This is a genomic window from Chloroflexus sp. (assembly GCF_034435895.1).
In the GTDB taxonomy this organism is placed as follows: Bacteria; Chloroflexota; Chloroflexia; order Chloroflexales; family Chloroflexaceae; genus Chloroflexus.
Genome location: NZ_DAOTWH010000230.1, coordinates 1 through 2,810, shown reverse-complemented (window position 1 = coordinate 2,810; position 2,810 = coordinate 1). Strand labels below are relative to the sequence as shown.

Here is a 2,810-nt window from a genome sequence, read left to right as displayed (position 1 = left end):
GGCCCGCCGCCAATAGCCGGCGCAAACGTGCGGGCCGCGAATCTGCAATTCGCCGACTTCGTCCGGGCCACAGAGGCGGCCATCACTCGCTACCACCCGCACATCAATGAACATCAGCGGATAGCCGACCGCTCCCGGCTTGGCCCGCACCAGCTCCGGCGGCAGCCAGAAGGTGTTGGGGCCGGCTTCGGTCAGGCCGTAGCCGGTCTTAAAGTCAATGCCGCGCTCCCAGAAGGCGTGGAAAACCGGTTCGGGACAGGGTGCGCCGCCGCTGATCACGATCCGCATACGGCTAAAGTCAATCGTTGGCCAGCGTGGGTGTTGTTGCATGGCGATGAACATCGTCGGCACGCCAAAGAAGAGTGTGGCTGGGCCGTGATCAATCAGATCGAAGACCTGATCGACATTGAAGCCGCGACAGACGATCGAGGCGCCACCGATCTGCACCAACGGCGCCGTAAAGACGTTGAGGCCGCCGGTGTGGAAGAGGGGCGCGTTGAGGATGGCCACGTCATCGGGCCGCAACTGCCAGCTCATCACGGTATTGACCGCGTTGGCGGCAATGCTGCGGTAGGTGAGGATGGCGCCTTTCGGCAAGCCGGTGCTGCCGCCGGTGTAGCAGATGACCCACGGATCGTTCCAGCTCAACGTGACCGGGGTGCATTCGGCGGGCAAGGCATCGCGTTGGGCAATGGCGGGATCAGACGGATCGGCGGGTGTCGCGCCGTCAATCGCTAGCCAGTGCGTGACTGATGGCGCTTGCGCGCGCAGGGTGAGCGTCATGGCGGCGTATTCGGGGCCATACGCCAGCACCTTCGGCTCGCCGTCGGCGATTAGATCGCTCAGCTCGGCGGGGGTCAGCCGCCAGTTGAGCGGTTGCAGGATCGCGCCGAGTTTCGCGCAGGCAAACCACAGATCGAGCAGATCGACGCAGTTTTGGGCCAACGTCGCCACCCGATCGCCCCGCTCAACCCCCAACCCGCGCAGCAGATTGGCGGTGCGGTTCGCTACCGCATTCCACTCGCCGTAAGTGATTGGGCGCATGCCATGCTGGGCATTGAACAGCGCCACCTTATGCGGTGACAACTGCGCGCGCCGGCCCAGCCAGTCGCCAAGGTTCATCACGTCCATGTGTTCCGTGCGGCGTCGCCGCCGCGATACGCGCAGATGCGCAACTTGCAGCTGGGGATTTGAGGTTGAGGGTAGCAGAAGGGGGTTGCGCGACGGTTACAAATCGGTAACAGGCGGCAGTGGGGCGTCGCCGGCGCGCAGCCGTTCGGCCAGAGCGAGCGTGATCGGCGCCGGTTCCACCTCTAATTCGCGGGCCAGATTGTCTACGCAGCGTTGGAAGACGCGCAGGGCGGCGGCGCGATTGCCTTGGCGAGCATAGGCCAGCATCAACAGCCGGTAGGCCCGCTCCCAGCAGTTGTCGTAGCCAAGCATGCGTTCGGCGAGCGCAATCACCTCTTCGTCGCGCCCCTGCTCGGCCAGCGCCTGCGCCAACCGGTCGGCGCTGCGCAAAAAGGTGTTGCGCAACCGTTCCCGCTCGGCTTCGGCCCAACTCTCATAGAGCGCGTCGGGCAAAAAGTCGCCGTGGTAGAGCTGCAAGGCCGCTTGCAGCCGCTGAATGCCGACCTCAGTGCGGCCTTGATCGAGCAAGCGCAACCCATCGGCGCATCCGGAGCTCAATTCGGCGCAATCGAGCCAAATATCGGCGGTGGGGCGCAACCGGTAGGCGCTGCCGTCGCGCGCGATGAACGATGAGGTCGCCTCGCTGCGACTCGGTTCGAGCACCCGGTAGAGCGCGCTTAGCGCCACCTTAAAATCACGGATCGCGGCTTCGGGGGCGAGGTGCGGCCACAGCATCTCGGCCAGCTCTTCGCGTTGCAACCAGCGGCTGCGATGGGCAATCAACGCCTGCAAGAGCTGGCGCGCCTTGTCGCGCTGCCATTCACGGGCCTCGATTTCATGATCGCCACGCCACACCCGAAACGCCCCCAGCGTTTGCACCCGCAACTGGTAGCCGGGGTGTACTTCCAAGCCGCGCAGACCGAGCCTCGCTAACAAGCGTTCGATATAGTCGCGGTGATGGCCGCGTGCGCGGGCCGCCAGCACCACCGGCAGCGCGCGGCGCGGGTCGGTGAGACCGAGAAAGGTGGGGCGGGTGAAGAGGTAGTCGTAGCCGTGGGTAGCGCTGAGCTCAAGCGCTTCGTTGATGGCAGCGATCGCCGCCGCATCCTGCCGTTGTTCGTGATAGGCAAGGGCTAGCCAGAGCGCCGCCGCCGCTTGACCGAACCGATCGCTGCACGCGCACAGATCGGCGCGGGCGGCTAACAGCACCTCATGCGCCCGCTCTACCTGCCCTGCGATCAGATGGCTCACGCCGCGTTGCAATTGGATCATCGCGCCTAACCAGAGATCGCCGGCCCACCGGCAAAACGCTTGGCCATCAGCGGCAGCGCTCTCGGCGGCGGCGAGATCGCCAGCCAAACCGTAGAGGCGCGTCAACCCCCACAGCGGTTCCACCCGCAACCGATCCACCCCTAAAGCATTGCCTTCGGCCAAGGCTTTGCAGTAGTAGTCAAGCGCGTGGTCACGGGCGGCTGCGCCGGCAGTGGCGCTCTGCAACGACCACGCATGGCCAAGCCGGGCGTAGGCGACCGAGGTAATAAAGCGGGAATTGCGTTCAACCCCCACTTGCACCCCCTCGCTAGCCATAGCCAGCGCCTGATCCACATCACCCTCAAACGCGGCGATCAAGGCCAGCACCAGCGCCGCTTCGCGATGGCCGCGGGGGGCCGGGGTCGCGC

Annotated in this window: 2 protein-coding genes; both read right to left on the bottom strand. The window is 65.4% G+C overall.

Annotated features, from left to right (window positions below; genetic code table 11):
- On the bottom strand, positions 1 to 1,131 hold a 1,131-nt coding region (locus U9R81_RS13435; protein ID WP_322495949.1), incomplete at its 3' end, for an AMP-binding protein.
- A 96-nt stretch (positions 1,132 to 1,227) separates the two neighbouring features.
- A partial coding sequence (locus U9R81_RS13430) for an AfsR/SARP family transcriptional regulator (RefSeq protein WP_322495948.1) occupies positions 1,228 to 2,810 on the bottom strand: 1,583 nt, incomplete at its 5' end.